The 16,378-nt window shown below is 46.1% G+C and carries 16 protein-coding genes and 3 tRNA genes; 11 read left to right on the forward strand and 8 right to left on the reverse strand.

The features are described from left to right. Entirely contained in the window at positions 1-441 is a 441-nt protein-coding gene (locus STSP1_RS00210) for a hypothetical protein (protein WP_085754414.1), read from the reverse strand. Between the two features lie 9 nt (positions 442-450). Next, positions 451-1,122: a cobalamin B12-binding domain-containing protein gene (locus tag STSP1_RS00215; protein ID WP_085754415.1), complete on the reverse strand. Its 672-nt coding sequence runs from the start codon at positions 1,120-1,122 to the stop codon at positions 451-453. Positions 1,123-1,320: 198 nt separating this feature from the next. On the opposite strand from STSP1_RS00215, the gene STSP1_RS00220 reads away from it, so the two are divergent. From STSP1_RS00220 to STSP1_RS00255, 8 genes are all read left to right on the forward strand, one after another. Continuing rightward, positions 1,321-4,362 carry a glycoside hydrolase family 2 TIM barrel-domain containing protein gene (locus STSP1_RS00220; RefSeq protein ID WP_085754416.1) on the forward strand — a complete coding sequence of 1,014 codons (3,042 nt, stop codon included), beginning with the start codon at positions 1,321-1,323 and terminating at the stop codon, positions 4,360-4,362. A gap of 376 nt (positions 4,363-4,738) precedes the next feature. Next, positions 4,739-5,743 carry a DUF6599 family protein gene (locus STSP1_RS00225; RefSeq protein ID WP_085754417.1) on the forward strand — a complete coding sequence of 335 codons (1,005 nt, stop codon included), beginning with the start codon at positions 4,739-4,741 and terminating at the stop codon, positions 5,741-5,743. Continuing rightward, positions 5,727-6,695 (forward strand): DUF362 domain-containing protein, encoded by a 969-nt coding sequence (locus STSP1_RS00230; protein WP_085754418.1) that lies wholly within the window; start codon positions 5,727-5,729, stop codon positions 6,693-6,695. Before STSP1_RS00225 ends, STSP1_RS00230 begins: the two co-directional genes overlap by 17 nt. Continuing rightward, the gene (locus tag STSP1_RS00235; RefSeq protein WP_085754419.1) at positions 6,692-8,422 is read left to right on the forward strand and encodes a 4Fe-4S binding protein; all 1,731 of its coding nucleotides are present in this window, start codon (positions 6,692-6,694) and stop codon (positions 8,420-8,422) included. Before STSP1_RS00230 ends, STSP1_RS00235 begins: the two co-directional genes overlap by 4 nt. 88 nt (positions 8,423-8,510) lie before the next feature. After that, positions 8,511-9,728, forward strand: a complete 1,218-nt coding sequence (locus STSP1_RS00240) for an aldo/keto reductase (protein ID WP_085754420.1) — start codon at positions 8,511-8,513, stop codon at positions 9,726-9,728. 101 nt (positions 9,729-9,829) lie between these two features. Then, positions 9,830-9,912, forward strand: a tRNA-Tyr gene (locus tag STSP1_RS00245). 59 nt (positions 9,913-9,971) lie between these two features. Then, positions 9,972-10,045: transfer RNA gene (locus STSP1_RS00250), tRNA-Ile, on the forward strand. Positions 10,046-10,064: 19 nt separating this feature from the next. Then, positions 10,065-10,138 (forward strand) — tRNA-Cys (locus STSP1_RS00255). Between the two features lie 121 nt (positions 10,139-10,259). On the opposite strand, the gene STSP1_RS00260 is transcribed toward STSP1_RS00255, so the two are convergent. From STSP1_RS00260 to ffh, 6 genes are read right to left on the reverse strand one after another with little or no spacing between them, the layout of a single operon-like run. Beyond that, positions 10,260-10,694 carry a YraN family protein gene (locus tag STSP1_RS00260; protein ID WP_085754421.1) on the reverse strand — a complete coding sequence of 145 codons (435 nt, stop codon included), beginning with the start codon at positions 10,692-10,694 and terminating at the stop codon, positions 10,260-10,262. 27 nt (positions 10,695-10,721) lie between these two features. Next, the gene (gene rplS / locus STSP1_RS00265; protein ID WP_085754422.1) at positions 10,722-11,099 is read right to left on the reverse strand and encodes a 50S ribosomal protein L19; all 378 of its coding nucleotides are present in this window, start codon (positions 11,097-11,099) and stop codon (positions 10,722-10,724) included. Further along, the gene (gene trmD / locus STSP1_RS00270) at positions 11,089-11,811 is read right to left on the reverse strand and encodes a tRNA (guanosine(37)-N1)-methyltransferase TrmD (RefSeq protein WP_085754423.1); all 723 of its coding nucleotides are present in this window, start codon (positions 11,809-11,811) and stop codon (positions 11,089-11,091) included. Before trmD ends, rplS begins: the two co-directional genes overlap by 11 nt. A gap of 14 nt (positions 11,812-11,825) precedes the next feature. Continuing rightward, a complete protein-coding gene (gene rpsP, locus STSP1_RS00275; protein ID WP_085754424.1) occupies positions 11,826-12,254 on the reverse strand; it encodes a 30S ribosomal protein S16 in 429 nt (142 codons plus the stop codon). 28 nt (positions 12,255-12,282) lie between these two features. Then, positions 12,283-12,612 carry a hypothetical protein gene (locus STSP1_RS00280; RefSeq protein ID WP_085754425.1) on the reverse strand — a complete coding sequence of 110 codons (330 nt, stop codon included), beginning with the start codon at positions 12,610-12,612 and terminating at the stop codon, positions 12,283-12,285. Positions 12,613-12,619: 7 nt separating this feature from the next. Beyond that, on the reverse strand, positions 12,620-14,047 hold the full coding sequence (ffh, locus tag STSP1_RS00285) for a signal recognition particle protein (RefSeq protein WP_085754426.1): 1,428 nt from the start codon (positions 14,045-14,047) through the stop codon (positions 12,620-12,622). Positions 14,048-14,548: 501 nt separating this feature from the next. Between ffh and STSP1_RS12360 the strand changes: the two genes are divergently transcribed. From STSP1_RS12360 to STSP1_RS00300, 3 genes are all read left to right on the forward strand, one after another. Beyond that, a complete protein-coding gene (locus STSP1_RS12360; protein ID WP_123806938.1) occupies positions 14,549-14,812 on the forward strand; it encodes a hypothetical protein in 264 nt (87 codons plus the stop codon). 289 nt (positions 14,813-15,101) lie between these two features. Continuing rightward, positions 15,102-15,689 (forward strand): PEP-CTERM sorting domain-containing protein, encoded by a 588-nt coding sequence (locus STSP1_RS00295; RefSeq protein ID WP_085754428.1) that lies wholly within the window; start codon positions 15,102-15,104, stop codon positions 15,687-15,689. 113 nt (positions 15,690-15,802) lie between these two features. Beyond that, positions 15,803-16,378 carry a PEP-CTERM sorting domain-containing protein gene (locus STSP1_RS00300; RefSeq protein ID WP_085754429.1) on the forward strand — a complete coding sequence of 192 codons (576 nt, stop codon included), beginning with the start codon at positions 15,803-15,805 and terminating at the stop codon, positions 16,376-16,378.

Here is a 16,378-nt window from a genome sequence, read left to right on the forward strand (position 1 = left end):
TCAGCTGTCATCTTCGTTTGTCTCGACAATATTGTCCAAGTTATTCAGTATGAAGGTGTAGAAGGGGGAAATCTCTCTGAATGCTTTTTCGCTTAGATTTTCTTTGAAAAGCCTGAGCCATTCGTTGAGCTGTATCTGCCAGTATTCCTTTTTGAATCCTCTTGCCATGTATGTGCGAACCGCCCAGAGCACAGTTTCTGAGAATACATTCGGGTCGTATTCACTCATAACTGATGACATAAACTCAATGTGATTTTTGTGATTTATTTTCATCATCTGAATGCTGCCTGTGCCTATGTATTTTTCAATATCATTTCTCTCGGAAAGATTTTTGTTAATAAGGCTCAAAAGCAATTCGCTGTTATTTTTCATTTCTGCGCTGGTTTCTTCGCTTACAGATTCGATTTTTCTTGCCTGCTGAAGCAGTTCTTCTCTTGTCATCGGATCCCTTTATTTTTCAAGCCTGAGATCAATGTAATTTTTAAGATTAGTTAGAGTTTTGAATATCTTAGCATTCCTCGGAAGGTTCAGTCTGCTTTGCATATTATAAAAAGCCTGCCCGCCCGCTATTATTTCCGATTCAGGCGATATGCTGTATAATTGTTTGGCAGTTTCTATAAAAATCGGCATATTTGAATAAATTGTTATGCTGAACATTATAAAATCCGGTTTTTCCGTCTTTGTAAGTATCATAAGGTCTGTTCTGGGAACATCTGCTCCTAAGTGAATCGCCTGAATCCCCCAAAGTTCAAGCAGATAGGATATCATTTTGGTTCCGAGCTGATGGTGTTCATTTTCTATGCAGGCTATTATGGCCTTAAGCCCTGAGAAAGCCCTTTTTTCCTGAATAATCTTTGGATAAAGGCCTGTTATAAGCGTTTCAGTGATGCAGGTTGCAATATGTTCCTGAGCTACTGAAAGCTCATTCTTTTCCCATCTCTCGCCCACAACAACCATCGATGGGTAAAAAAGATTTTCGAATATATCTAAAACTCCCCAGCCCTTTGAGAGAAGCTCTGAGACAGTGTTCTGGCAATACGAGGTGTGTCCCTGAACCAAATGGTCAACGTATTCAGTAAGCTCTCCGTTTATTTTAGAGCCGACATTAATTTTTGAGCGCATAAAACCAACATTAATTAAAATTTAATAATCTTTTATTATTATATAAGAAATTTAAACTGTCCGCAACTCTGCAAAATTACTGTAACAGACGAATTACAAATTGGCGGGGAAAATGTTAAAAATGGTGTTGTCTTGATGGTGCTTTACATTAAAATCTGGTCGGGTAGATTTTAATCTTAATTACAGTAAGGAGCTCGAATGAAGATTTCAGCAGCTAAACACGTTTTTACCGTTATTTTCCTGTTACCCTGTTTTGCTTTTGCCCAGCCCTACGACAATCCGGAGATCAACCGCGAGGGCTGCGAGCCGTTTCACTCAGTTATAACGCCCTGCGCGGATGTGCAGGAAGCAGTATCCTCGAGATATCTTGAGTCTGAGAGGATTAAGCTATTTAACGGGCCTTGGAAGTTTAAGATGGTTGAATCGAAATCGAATATCCCTTCCGGCGTATCCAACCCCTCCTTCAGCGACAGCGGCTGGGACAAATTGCCCGTGCCGTCAAACTGGCAAAGACACGGCTACGGCCTTCCTGTATATTCAAACCATACGATCGGAGTAGAGCCTGATGAAGTTGGCATTTACAGAAGGGAATGTTATCTTGAACCGGTGGATCTTGAAGAGCGCAGGGTTATGCTTGCCTTCGGAGGCGCGCGCAGCGCTTTGCATGCTTATGTAAACGGCGAAGAGGTTGGCTATGCTGAGGGTTCTTATTTGCCGATAGAATTCGATGTAACTGAAGAATTAAAGCCGGGCTATAATAATATCACCGTAATCGTTTACAGGCGAAGCGACGGGATATACCTCGAAAATTTCGACCATTGGAGATTGAGCGGGTTGTTCCGCGATGTGTATCTCTCAATGAGACCCGAAACATACATTGAAGACTGGCGGGTTAAGGCAGACGCGCAGGGCAGCTGGCAGGTTTCCGCAAAGCTGAGGAACAAATCGGGCTCGAGCTGCTCTGGACTTTCTATGAACGCAATGCTTTTTGACAAGTCGGGAAAAATTGTTGAGGCGAAAAGGAATATAAGAATTGCTGAAATCCCCGCAGGAGGTGAGGCTCAGGCAAAGGCTTCAGCAAAGCTGGGTTCAGTGAAGCTCTGGTCGGATGAGAAGCCGAATTTATACAGAACAGTTGTAGAGCTGGTAAAAGAAGGCACTACGCTCGAAACCATAGGCTGCAATACTGGTTTTCGCACAGTAAGCATAGAGGATAATCAGCTCAAGCTCAACGGCAGGGCTGTAGAGATAAGAGGCGTAAACCGCCACGAATGGGACGGTGAGAAAGCTCAGGCTATCGGCAGAGAAGAAATGCTCGCTGATATCCGCCTGATGAAGAAAAGCAACATAAACGCAGTGCGGACAAGCCATTACCCAGACGACCCGCGTTTCTACGAGATTTGCGATGAGTTTGGAATTATGGTGATGGATGAGGCAGGCCTTGAGAATCACTGGCGAAACCATCATGAAAACAAGCCCGAATGGCTCGGCTCGCATATGATGAGAATCAAGGGTGTAGTTGAGCGGGATAAGAATCATCCTTCTGTGGTTTTCTGGTCTCTCGGGAATGAATTTTTCCATGGGCCTAACGTTCAAAAGATGTATGACTGGGTCCTCGAAAAAGATCCGACTCGTGCGGTATTTAACGACGGCAGAGGCAATAAAGGAAATAATCAGGTTGGCTGCCCGAGCTACAGCAATGTTGCCGAGCTCTCTGAAGCGCATAAAACCCTGAACCAGCCCGGAATTGCCAAGGAAATGGCGCACTGCATGGGTAATTCGCTCGGTCAGCTTGCGGATATGTGGGATCTTTTCAGGAACCCCGATTATCCAATGCTCCAAGGAGGATTTATCTGGGATTGGATAGACCAGGGCTGGACAATGACAGAAAACGGCCGCACGTTCTGGGATTACGGCCTCCGCTGCGGTAAAACATACCAGTCGCACTTCTGCATCAATGGAATAGTAAATCCAGACCGCTCCGTATCCGCCAAGCTGCTGCAGGTGAAGAAGGTGTATCAGCCCATTTCAGTTGAGCCTGTAAGCCCAGAAAAAGGAATATTTAAAGTGGTCAACCGCCACAGATTTACCCCGCTCTCAGAATTTAACGGCAGATGGAAAGTTGAAGAAAACGGAAAGGTTGCTGCCAAAGGCAGGCTGCCGGAGCTCAGCGCAGAGCCGCTCCAAACTCAAAAGATAAGTGTTAATCTTCCCGCTGTGGAGGATGAGGCGTTTATCACCTTAAGCTTCCATCGCAAAACAGCTCTGCCCGCTGTTCCTGCAGGACACGAAATCGCTTTCGAGCAGATCAAGATAAGCGACGGAGAGCCGGAAAAATTGAAAGAAATGGTTCTTGTTAGGTTCCGGAATTCACAGGCTCAAGCCAATGGACTGAAGGTAAAAATCGAAGGCGGCCTTCCTGCTTCAATTGAATTCAGGGGCAAACAGGTTCTCGAATCGCCGGCAGAGATATCGCTCTGGCGCGCTGAGATCGATAACGACACCCAGAATTGGGGCAAAACGTTCGAAATCTATGCCGAGAAATGGCATAAGGCTGGGCTTCCCGATGTGGATTTCAGTCTTGAAGGGAGCACTGTATTACCCGACGGCAGACTCTCAGCTAAAGGCACTGTCGGCTATAAGCAAAAAGATTACTTCAAAACGCGGATAATTTACGGGCTTACTGATTCCGGCAGGCTCTCTATTGACACTAGCCTCGAGCCTCTCGAAGATATTGAAAAGTTTGATATGCGGGGGCTTCCGAGAGTGGGCTGGATAATGGAGCTTGATAAATCCTTTGTAAATGCTCAGTGGTACGGCCGCGGCCCTCAGGAAAACTATATAGACCGCCTCGCCGCAGCTCCGGTTGGTATTTACCATAAGCGGGCAGGAGAAGAGGAAGAAACCTACATAACCCCGCAGGCATACGGAAACAGAACCGGTTTGCGCTGGCTGAGAGTTTTCAATACCGATAATTTAGGCTTCTCTGCGAAGATGTATTCTCCCGAATCAGGTGTGTTTGAGAGCAGCCTGTTTGAATTTTCAGCTATTCCATACAGCGAGAAGCAAATCAAAGAGGCAGATCATACCGACCAGCTTGAGGATGGCGAAAAGGTTTATCTACACCTTGATTACCGTCAGGCAGGGGTTGGGAATATGCCCAAGAAGCGTCTGCCTGAGCATGAGGTTCCGGTTAAGCCGATGGATTTTATGTTCATATTGGATTTTTTCAGTGAGTAAAATTCGAACAAAACTCTAACACACAAAGTACACTATTTGATTTATTGGGCTTGCAAAAAATTGTAAGCCCTTTTTAAAGCAGTTTTAAAAGCTTCATAGGTTCGACGAGCCTTTTTGAGTTTTTTAATGAGCTTGAAAATTCGCCTTGAATTTGTAAAGTGGAATACTGATGTTATGAAGTAAGGTTAAAAGGCCTTCTGAGATGGCGATAGAGTTTAGAGTTTATATATTCAGAGCTGTTTACATAACCCTGCAGTTATGCAGGAGATTTTTTCGAATTTCAGGGGGCGTTCAAGCATATTTAATCAGTACTGACCTTCCATTGCCGGTTTTGTATTATTTAAAGCCGGCTCAGAATTAAACAAAGGGGGTTTCATTGGCAGATTTCAAACGTAACAGAAAACTTGAGAGCACTATGTCTGCAGTTTGTCTTGGCATTATCGCTGCAGCGGTGCTGGGGGTTTTGATTAAGCAGAATGATTTTGATATGTCCAAATACGGCTTGAAACCTTCCGCAGGAGTATCTTCAGAGGCCCAGGCGGGCAAAGAGGGTTCTTCTGCTGAATCTGCTCCAGGGGATGTCCCCGAAGGCTTCAAGATATTTACACCTGAAAAAACTTACAATGAAGAAACTCTCTACGAAAAGATCAACGGGAAGGCCCCCCTCTATACTGATGCAGGGTTCGAAGAGCTAAGCAGTACGAGGTTTGCCCTTAAGGCTAACCCGGATCTCTGGTTTGAGGCAAATATTTACCATATGGCAGGTTCCGAGGCTGCATTCTACGTCTTCAGCACTCAGCGCAGGCCGGAGGCGATATACAAGGGGATTCATAATCCGCTCTGGGAATACCGCACTGAAAACGGCTATTTCGCTTTTGCCGGCAGCAGGTATTTTGAATTTGTAGGTTCAAGCGCCTCCGAAGAGCTCGTAGCTGAGATGATTAAATGCGGGCGTGAGATGGCCGGTTCGCCAGCTGATGACCTTCCCGAAGCGGTTTCATTTCTGAACGGCAGTGATGTTCTGGATCATAAAACCGTAAAGCTCAGCCTTGATAACACCTTTGGGGCGGAAGGCCTCAATAATATAATGATTGCCTCCTCAGAAGGCCGGTCGCTTTTCTGGAGCAAATGCAAAAGCAGCGAAGAGGCGTTAGAACTGCTAAGTGTTTACGATTCTTTTCTAAGCCAAAACGGCTACAACCTTGCAGAAAAAAGCGAAAAATCAAGGACGTATGAATTTTTCGGTCTGAAAGAATACTTTTACGTTGACGGGGACGTGTTTGCAGGTGTTCATGAAGTAGAAAACTTGGAACCTGCCAAAGAAAAACTTCTCAGCTTAGTTGCTGCTGTTAAAGGAGAAACTGATGAAAATGCAGAATAGAAGGGAGTTTGTTTGGAATGCTGCAAGGGCCGGAACTTTGGCCGCCCTTACCGCAGGAGCTGTAGGGCTCTATTCGGCAGGGGATGGTGAAAAGGGCTCAGAGAACGGTTTTTCAATGCCGGATTTTTCTGTTGAAAAAATCGACGGCAAAACCATTGCCTCAGTTTCGGGTTCTTCAAGGCCTGAGCTGGCCAGAAAAGCCGTGGCTATGCTTGGCGGGATGGAAAGATTTATAGAAAAGGGCGATGTGGTTGCGCTGAAGCCAAACGTGGCATTCGCATCTCCGGAATCGCTCGGAGCAACAACAAGCCCAGATCTGGTTTACGAGCTCTCTAAGATGTGTTTCGAGGCAGGAGCTAAAGAAGTACTGGTGTTCGATAATCCAATCAACAGCCCCCAGAGCTGCTTTATGATAAGCGGCATAAGCAAGGCAGCCGAAAGGGCGGGGGCAAAAGTTTTGATTCCTTCTGATTCGATGTTTTCAAAATACACGCTTTCCGGAGGCGGGCTTATAGTGGATTGGCCGCTGTTTAACGATCCGCTGAAAAGGGCGGATAAGCTGATTGGTGTTGCTCCTGTGAAAGATCATCATCGAAGCGGGGCATCAATGACAATGAAAAACTGGTACGGCCTTCTCGGAGGCCGAAGAAACATATTTCATCAGGATATAAACGGAATTATCAAAGAGCTTGCTGTTATGGTAAAGCCCAGTCTCGTGGTTTTGGATGGTGTGGTAACTATGATGAGAAACGGCCCTACAGGCGGAAGCCTTTCAGACCTCAAAGACACAAACACACTCATAGCAAGCACTGATATGCTCGCCGCAGATACACTCGGCGTTTCGCTCCTTGAAAGGGAGCCTGGTTCCCTGCCTTATCTTGCGTTGGCTCAGGAGGCAGGCGTTGGTACTATGGATTTGAATAAAGCTGGCCTTATGGAGGCGAAGTTATGAAGATCACAACCGCAAGGAAGGTGAGTCAGGCAGTATTTCTTCTGCTTTTTATATGGCTCTCGATTACTATTCAGCTTGGAACAGCCTTCTATGAAATCAGGGGCTGGCCGGTAAATCTTTTCCTCGGGGCAGACCCGCTTGCCGCCGTTAGTACGGCTTTGGCCTCAGGCAGCCTTCATGCCGGCCTTATAACAGGGGGAGTGATACTTATTGCCACTGTTTTTCTCGGTCGTTTTTTCTGCGGCTGGATTTGCCCTTTCGGGGCGTTCCATCAGCTGGTAAGCTGGCTCTCATGGCGCGGACGCAAGAGCTCAGAGCTGCTCAAGGCAAATGAGTACAGCAAGTTTCAGTCTGTTAAGTATTACGTATTGCTGATTTTTCTCGGCGCTGCGGTTACAGGGCTTTCGAGCACACTTCTGACGGGGCTTTTAGACCCGATCCCGCTTTTCCACAGGTCTGTAAATATCGCTGTTATGCCGATTGCAGATTATATCGGCTCAGGCGATTTCACCCGGCATTATGAATTTGGCCTCGGAATATTCGCTGTTTTCGCCGCATTTACGCTTTTGAATATTATACGTCCGCGGTTTTTCTGCAAATTTGTATGTCCGCTGGGAGCATTGCTTGGAATCTTCAGCAGATTCAGTATGTTCAGGGTGGCAAAGGTGCAGGATGAATGCAGGATGTGCGGCCTGTGCAATAAAACCTGTCACGGCTCTGCAACCCCCAAAACTTCTACAAAGCTGAGCGAATGTATGCTTTGCTTCAATTGCCGTGAGGTCTGCCCGGATGAGGTGGTAGGTTATCTGCCCGCAGGAGAGTGCAAGGCCGAATCCAAGCCTGATATCTCACGCCGCGGAGTGCTTATATCGCTTGCCGCAGGCGGGGCAGGTTCTTACGTAGTTAAAGCGGCCGATAAATCCAGCGGCAGCAACTGGGACAGCTCCAACATACGCCCGCCAGGATCGCTCAAAGAAGAGGACTTCCTTCAGAGATGTATAAAATGCGGGCAGTGCATAAGGGTATGCCCCTCGAACGTCCTTCAGCCCGCTCCGATATCCAAAGGGCTTGAGGTGATGTGGACGCCCGTATTGAACAACAGAATTGGCACAAGCGGCTGCCAGCAGAACTGCACAAGCTGCGGAGCGGTTTGCCCAACAGGGGCCATAAAACACCTCACCCTCGACGAAAAACACGGAACAGGCGAGTTTGCAGATAAGGGGCCGGTAAAACTGGGCACAGCCTTTGTGGACCGTTCACGCTGTCTTCCTTGGGCTATGAACAAGCCGTGCATTGTTTGTCAGGAGAATTGCCCTGTGAGCCCGAAGGCCATTTATACTATCGATGTTTACGAACGCGTGAGGAATTATTCATATGAGATTGATGGCGTGGATATTTCTGAGGGTGAGAGCTCTTTGCAGGTGGTTTCAGATATAAGCCCCGCTTATGCAACAGGCGATTACTACATATCCGCTGGTGGAGAAGAATTCAGGATCAAAACCATTAACGGCAAAAATGTAATAGTTGATGGAGAGGTTACCAAAGCCGGTTCGGGCGATAAAATTGAGGTTTTAGCTCATCTCCAGAGACCCGCAGTTGAGATAGACAGATGCATTGGCTGCGGTATCTGCGAACATGAGTGCCCGGTAAGCGGTAAAAGAGCAATAAGGGTAACCGCTGAAGGCGAATCCAGAGACCCAGAAAGCCGACTTGTCTTAGGCTCGTAGGCTGAACCAAATAACGAAAGATTCCTAAAGCCCATAAGCGTCTGGTGCTTTAGTAATACTATATTAACTTTTACAGGGGAAACACATTATGACCGATTTTAACAGAAGAAATTTCATCAAGGCAGTTGGCGCTGCCGGCGTGGCTGGTACTTCGTACAAAGTTTACGCTGAGCCGAAAGACAAAAAAGACTGTGAAAAGAAGGGTGAGGAAAAGAAAAGCCCCGTCCTCCAGAGAACTCTGGGCAAAACAGGGCTTAAGGTTCCAACTTTGGCTCCCGGAATTATGTACAATGCCGTGAATAATCAATCCGTGCTGCTGGCCTCTGCAATGAAAGGCGCCAACTATTGGGATACTGCCCATGGATATGCCGGCGGGAACAGCGAGCTTGGCATCGGGAAATTCTTCGAGAGAAAGCCTGAGCTGAGAAAGAAGATTATCATTGCTTCTAAGGCCTCCGGAGCCCGTGATAATGCTGGCAGAGACGACCGCCTTCAAACCTCTTTCAAAAGAATGAACACAGACTACATCGACATCTACTACGGCATCCACGCTATGTCTCGTCCTGAGCAGCTCACAGATGAGCTAAAGGAATGGGCTCAGAAAGCCAAGGAAGAAAAGAAAATTAAATTCTTCGGGATCACTACCCACAGTAATATTGAAGAATGTTTGCACGCCTGTGCTGAGAGCGGGTACATCGATGCGATTATGTGCAGCTACAACTTCAAGCTGATGCAGCAGGATAAGATGAATAAGGCTGTTGAGGCTGCTAATAAGGCCGGAATTGGGCTTGTGGCAATGAAGGTAATGGCGAGAAACGCAGATATAGAGAAAGACGACGACAAGAATATAGCCTCTCAGTTCCTCGAAAAGGGAATGACCCCGGCACAGGCTAAAATAAAGGCTATCCTTTCAGACGACCGCTTCGCGTCTGCCTGCGTTGGAATGAAGAGTGTGAAAGAGTTCAGCGAGAATCTCAAGGCTGTGCTCAGAGATGAAAAGCTCTCTTTCAGCGACCATCAAAAGCTCGGCGAAATCGCCAAAGCCAATTGCGACGGCTACTGCGCAGGCTGCTCTGAGATTTGCTCCAAGGCCTCAGGCAATCCGTATATCGCTGATGCAATGCGGGCTTTGATGTATAACGACAGCTACGGCGAGCACGAGATGGCTGTAGAGACCTTCAGCGAGATTCCGACGGCTTACAGGCAGCAGTTTGCATCCGCAGATTTTTCCGCAGCCGAAAGGGCCTGCCCGAATAACATTCCGATAACAGAGCTCGTAAGCAGGGCGGCTGATAAGCTTGCTTGATATCTGAAGCAAAATATTTTTATTATTTTGTGAGTAATTTAATATTTTCCGGTTGAAAACTCGGGACGAATCCATAAAATGCCGTATTCCCTTGATAAACAGGGTCGGTGCCCGAGTGGCTAAAGGGGACGGGCTGTAAACCCGTTGGCGAGAGCCTTCGTTGGTTCGAATCCAACCCGGCCCATTTGAAGCCCCGGTAATTAAATCTTATCGGGGTTTTCTTTGCTTTAGCTATAGTTTCAGGGGCCCATAGCTCAGTTGGTTAGAGCTACGGACTCATAATCCGTCGGTCCTTGGTTCGAGTCCAAGTGGGCCCATTTTTGCTCTGAAATCAACGGCGACGTGGCCAAGTGGTCTAAGGCGTCGGTTTGCAAAACCGATATTCACCGGTTCGAATCCGGTCGTCGCCTGTCCTTCCAAATCTAACTTATTTTCCAGCAGGTTAATTTCGCCATCTCATTTTAGGACATCTATGCGTCGGTATTTTCAATGCGATATTAGCTGGATTCTGCGATTATAAAAAATTTTCAATCAGCGGAAGGCCTTTTGGATGTGTTTGGTTTCAGGGCGTCCTTTAGGAGGCAGTATGATTGTGATAATATCAAACTGAAATTTTCTTTCACGAAGCCCATTTTCCCTGAGGAATGCCTTTGCTGCCTGTTTAAGGAATTTCTTTTTGTCCTTATCTACAGCCCGCTCTGTGGGTTTGAGCCCTTCCTTACGGCGGGTTTTTACTTCCGTAAAAACAATTCTCCCCTCTTTATCAGAGCTGATCAGGTCTATTTCGTATCTGCCCTTGCGGTAGTTTGAGCATATCAGGCGGTGGCCTTTTCTCTTCAGTATTCCCGCTGCAAATTTCTCCCCCCAGCTCCCTAGTGCGGAGCTGTTTTTGAGCAGTTTCCTTCTAAAGAATATATGAGCAAAGCCTTGCATAAATCTGAAGAGAAGATAAAAAAACGGCCGCATTGAGTTCTGCGGCCGTATATTGATTCTTTATTTTGTTTTCCTTACTGCGGTGTGCTTTGAGTGCCTCTGTTTGAGGCGTACAGCCTTGCCCGCTCTTTGGCGGAGGAAGTACAGCTTTGCCCTTCTCACTTTGGCGCTTCTTATCGGCACAACATCCACCACATTCGGCGAATGAAGCGGGAATACACGTTCAACACCCTGATCTGCAATCATTCGGCGAACGGTGAAGCTTTCGTTTATCCCGCTGCCTTTCCTTGCAATCACTACGCCGCTGAAAACCTGCACCCTTGTCTTGTTTCCTTCTTGTATTCTGCAGTGAACCTCAACAGTATCTCCTATTTCGAAATAGGGCACATTTTTCTTAAGGCTCGCTGATTCTACAGCATTTAATAATTCAGTTTTCACGATTATTCTCCTGATATTTACTGTTATCTTTGTATTTCTCAAACAAATCCGGCCTTACAGCCTTTGTCCGTTCAAGCGATTTTTCACGCCGCCATTCTTCGATATTCTTGTGATGTCCGCTTAAGAGCACCTCCGGAACAGTCATCCCCCGGTAGTTCTCCGGCCTTGTGTAGTGCGGATATTCAAGCAGGCCGTTGGAGAATGATTCATCTTTTGCAGAATCTTCATCTCCCAGCACGCCTTCCAGCAGCCTTGCCACTGAGTCCACAACCACCATTGCAGGCAGTTCGCCGCCTGTGAGCACATAATCTCCGATAGACACCTGCTCAGCGCCGAGCCCATCGCGGATTCGTTCATCAAAGCCTTCATATCTTCCGGCTATTATCACAACCCTCTCTTCTCTGCTGAGTTCTTCTGCCATCTTCTGGTCATACTGCCTGCCCTGAGGGGTCATCAGCAGCACTCTCCCTGGCTTTGGCCCCTGCTCGGCAACGTGCTCGAAGCACCGGAAAACCGGCTCACACATCATCACCATCCCAGGACCTCCGCCGTACGGCTTGTCGTCCACCTTGCGGTGAGGGTTGTCTGTAAAGTCTCTAATATTTGAAAGAGCTATCTCAAACGCCCCGGTTTCCTGGCCGCGTTTGAGAATCGAGCTGCCCATTGGTGAGGCAAACATCTCGGGGAAAAGAGTAAGAATATCAAATCTCATTTGGCAAGTCAGGCTTATTCAGCCTTTTCTGCTTCGGCTTTTTCAGCTTTAGCCTTTTCCCTGGCCTCGGCTTCTGCCTTGTCGGTTTTGGCTTTAGCAACAGCGAGTTTTTCCTGCTTTGTAAATGGCACGCCTTTCTTGCGGGCAAGAGCCTTCGCCCTTTCCTTGCGAGCCTTCTTACGCTTGTACGTTGGGCACTCAATCTCGAACTTTTCGAGAATCTGCGCTACTGTATCCGAAGGCACAGCGCCCTTGTCGATCCATTTCTTGGCCTTTTCTGTGTCCAGCTCGATCTGGCTGTCCTTGTCTTTCTTGAGAGGGTCGTAATGCCCAACTTTCTCAAGGATCCTGCCGTCTCTGGGCGTAGTGGATTCCACTGCGTTGATACGGAAGAACGGGCGGTGCCTTCTGCCCATCCTCGTCATTCTTAATTTTACTGCCATATTTCAGCTCCTGTAAAAAGTATATAATTTAATTCCGCGGCTCACTGCCGCGAACACGTTTACAATATAATGCATACCCGTTTATAAATATCGAAAGCAGGGCTTCATCTATCCCAGCATCTTCCGATATAGCTCTTATTTTTTCATCGCCGAGATTCTCAGCGTCTTTTTTCTCCGATTCTGTCATAATTGCAACAGCTTTTCTCAGGTCTTCTGCTTCCTGCTGAGTTGGACAGGCAAGCGCCGCAAGCTCCGAGGCTCCCGAAAGGATATCGGAAAACTGCCGCCTTACCATAAGCCCGAAGCTGTCGCCTTGGAGCGAGGTAACCTGTTCAAGATATTCCTCGATATTCTTCATGGCTCTATCAGCGTTTCTTACGCTTCTTTCCGCGAACCTTTACCTTCTTGCGCTTAGACCTTTTCTTCTGCTTCCCAGCTCCGCCCATGGCATTGAACATACTCATATCGCCGCTCAGCATTCCCTTCATAGCGCTCATTGAGCCGCCCTCGCCTGAGGCCATCATTTTCATCATATCGCGGCTTCTCTTGAATGTTTTGATAAGCCCGGAAACATCGTTTACAGTAAGACCGCAACCGGCGGCGATACGCCTGCGCCTTGAGGCGTTCAATACCTCGGGATCTTTTCGTTCGGTGTATGTCATAGAGCGGATTATAGCTTCGATCCGTTTGAATTCCTTTTCATCAACGTCTAAATCATCCATCTTGCCGGCCATACCGGGGAGCATTTTCATCATGCTCATTATCCCGCCCATGTTTTTGATTTTAGACATCTGCTTGAGGAAGTCATCGAGGCCGAATTTTCCCTCGGCCATTTTATTTTTGAGCTTGTCTGCTTCTTTTTCATCGTATTCGCTTTGTGCTTTCTCCACAAGCGATACCACATCCCCCATCCCGAGGATTCTGCCGGCCATTCTGTCCGGATGGAATTTCTGCAGGTCTTCGATTTTCTCGCCAACGCCTGCGAATTTTATCGGCTTGCCCGTTACAGCCTTAACGCTCAGCGCCGCTCCGCCTCTTGCATCGCCGTCGAGCTTCGTAAGGATCACACCGTCCAGCTCGAGCCGTTCGTTGAATTCCTTCGCAGAATTAACCGCATCCTGACCAGTCATTGAATCGCAAACGAGATATATTTGGTGAGGCGAGGTGGCTTTGGCCACATTAGAAACCTCGTCCATCAGCTCCTGATCTACGTGGAGCCTGCCGGCGGTATCGAGGATTACCACATCCGCATCGTTTTTCTTTGCGTCTTTGAGTCCGTTCTTGGCAACCTTTACCGAATCCTTGCTCTCCTCGCAGTACACCGGCACATCAATCTGCTCGCCGAGGGTTCTCAGCTGCTCTATAGCAGCCGGTCTCTGGAGATCTACGGCCACCATCTGCGGCTTTTTCCCCTCGCTTCTCACGTAGTTTGCCAGCTTGGCGGCAGTGGTTGTTTTACCGCAGCCCTGAAGGCCGGCAAGCATTATAACTGTTGGCCCTGGGGATACGTAGTATATATCGCTGCCCTCAGGCCCCATGAGCTTTGTAAGCTCATCCTGAACGATCTTGATCAGAACCTGCCCGGGTTTTAAGCTTTGTACTACCTCCGCCCCGAGCGCAGCCTCGCGAACGTCTTTGCAGAACTGCTTGGCTACCTGATAATTAACATCCGCCTCGAGAAGAGCCTTGCGAACTTCTCGCATTGCGTCTGAGATGTTAGACTCAGTTATCCTGCCGCGCCCTGAAAGCGACTTAAATACACTGTTGAAACGATCTGTTAGAGATTCAAACATTTATGATACCATATAAATTTACTGCTGTACGAAGGTCTCTGCGCAAAGATAGACGCAGAATTCTAACAAATAAAGAAGCATTTTCAAGCTTAAACCCATTCCCAAGACCCTGTTTTCGGGATATTTTTTACAATATAAACCCGTCTGAAGTAATTCGGCAAGATTTTAGCAGGGGGATAACCTGCTTTATCTCTCTGAGCTGTTTGCTTCAGACCTCTCTTGCCTTTCCGCAGAAATCGAATTTTCTGATCTCAGTGTCCAGTGTATCCTGCCTTGCTTGTTCGGGCTGTTTATGCCCGCTCGAAATTTTCTGCCGGTAAACAGCTATTCTGGCTGCTTGTAGGTTATTCCTTACGCCCTGAAGGGCTTCTGCTCTATCATTTCACTAAAATATATTACAAAAGAAATGTCTTGTTCCTGATACAAAATCAAAGATGTAATTTTATAATTATAGACTGTGCAATAAAAACGCTAATGAAGGGTAATAACGGGAAATCATTTATGAAAAGATTGAACTCAGCATCAAATTGGCTTATGGATTTAGTACTAAAAAAAGGTGATGACGGGAAGAAAAAAGTTGAGAAAATTCTTTTCTCAACGTCTGCAGACGAGCTGTATCGCCTTCACTCAGCTCTTCTGGAGATGCACAGGATTACAAAAGAAAACGAAGAACACAAGAAGCTTAATAAGACAATAGAGGATTGTCTTAATATTACTTCCGGTGTCGCAGCGGAGATATCAATGAGAGAAAAGATTATGCAGTAATATAAAAAGCAAACACCATTTCAGGGGGCAACCAGGCATTTGAAAGCTGCACCCTCTTACACTTACATCAATTCCGGGAAAATGAAAATTTTCTCGGAATTTTTAGTTTGCCCTGAATGTTCATTAAATTAGTTGTGCAGGTTCACTGCACGCTCGGCAGCTGGGACTCCCGAAAGCAGGAAAACACGAAAAGGTTGCGAATATTTTCTCTTGAATAACGTTTTTGATTTGATAAAGTGAAAATACTAAAATTGTAATAAAATTTCCAAGCGAAATTAAGGAGCTGAAAATGAAAAAGATGTTGGTTGTTTTTGCGGTTTGTTTTGCTGTTTTTAACGCTGAGGGCGCGGTTGATTGGGATATCTATGATGATGCCTCAATTCAGGATGGAGATGTTTATCTCGCCGTAAACATTTATGATAACCCCCCTGAACAGACAGTGGTAAATATGACGGGTGGAGACATTTCTCTTTGTTCAATTAACAATTCAGCGACGCTGAATTATAAAGGCGGCGACATAAGTACTTTACAGGCAAATAACCAAAGCGTTGTTATGTCTGATTCTGTAGATATTCCCACAATGTATTTGTACGAAGAAACACAAGCTTATATCCATAACGGCAGCTATGGTTCAAGCATCTTTCTTTATGACAACGCAAAAGTGCATATTTATGGGTACAACTTTGATTACAACGAGCTTGTTAGTCCCAATTTATTGAATGGACAATGGGAAAATGGTGAGAGCTTTTCTTTAGTTTTTAGAAATTCATACTCTTACAATTCTGATCAAGTAATCCTGCATGAAGTCCCTGAGCCGGCAACGGTACTGCTTCTTGTTTCAGCAGGCGGTGTTTTGTATAACAGAAGAAAATCTTAAAAATTATAAAATAATCCTTTTTTTTTCTTGAATAACGTTTTTGATTTGATAAAGTAAAAATACTAAAAATGTAAGGTAACTAAAATTTTCCAAGCAAAATTAAGGAGCTGAAAATGAAAAAGATGTTGGTTGTTTTTGCGTTTTGTTTTGCTGTTTTTAATTCTGATGGCGCTGTTGATTGGGATATCTATGATGATGCCTCAATTCAGAATGGAGATGTTTATTCAGCTGTTAATGTTTTCAGTGATTCTTTTGTTGAAATGACTGGAGGCGGAATAAATATTTTAAAGACGTTTGATACCGCTGAATTTGCAATAATCAGAGGTGATGTTTCAGCTGGAATTCAATTATACGATTCGAGCACGGTTAATATTTACGATGGTAATATTTTCGGGTTAACTGCAAATGATGCCAGCACAGTCAATATCTATGGGGGTGGGCTGGAATATCAATACGGCATCTCTTCTGAAGCTGTAGTTAATTACTTTGTTAGTTCTTATTCTCTTTACGATGCGGGAGGGCAAGGTGTGATAATGAATGGTTATTGGAAAGATGGTTCTCCCTTCTCGGTGTCTTTTAGAGATTCTGAAAGCTGGGATAAGGCCAATATTATAATCGTCCCCGAGCCGGCAACGGTATTGTTTTTCGGCTTAGCGGGCGGTGTTTTGTATAACAGAAGAAAAGCTTAA

Source organism: Sedimentisphaera salicampi (assembly GCF_002117005.1).
Classification (GTDB): Bacteria; Planctomycetota; Phycisphaerae; order Sedimentisphaerales; family Sedimentisphaeraceae; genus Sedimentisphaera; species Sedimentisphaera salicampi.